Annotated in this window: 1 pseudogene; it reads left to right on the forward strand. The window is 74.6% G+C overall.

The window, feature by feature from the left end:
- A pseudogene (locus tag GVL52_RS32605) lies at positions 1-398 on the forward strand (hypothetical protein); the annotation flags it as partial.

The raw sequence follows: 398 nt of genomic DNA on the forward strand, positions 1-398 counted from the left end.
CGGCTTCCGCCCCGAACCGGGCCGGCCGTGGATCGTTCCGCAGGGCCTCACGGTGCAGGGACGGCGGCTGGAAGACCTGCTGCACGCCGTGCCGTCTGCGTACCGGCGCCTGCCGCTCGGTGCGCTGCAACGGCCCGCGGGCAAGCAGGCCTTCGAGGATGCGCTGCTGTCCAAGTTGCGCGAGCTGCGCGCCGACGTGGTGGTGCTCGACGGCCTGCTGGTGATCCTGGATGCGCTGGTGCGGCCCGGGGCGCCGTTCCACCGCCGCATCGTCAACATCCACCCGGGCATCACGCGCACCGAGTCGCCCTACCGGCGCCGGGGCGCCTGCGCCACGCTGGACGCGCTGCACGGGGCGCGCGGCGAGCGCGTGACGGACTGGCAGCGCATGGCCATCG

It is taken from the genome of Rhizobium sp. 18055, assembly GCF_902706285.1.
GTDB lineage: Bacteria > Pseudomonadota > Alphaproteobacteria > Rhizobiales > Rhizobiaceae > Rhizobium.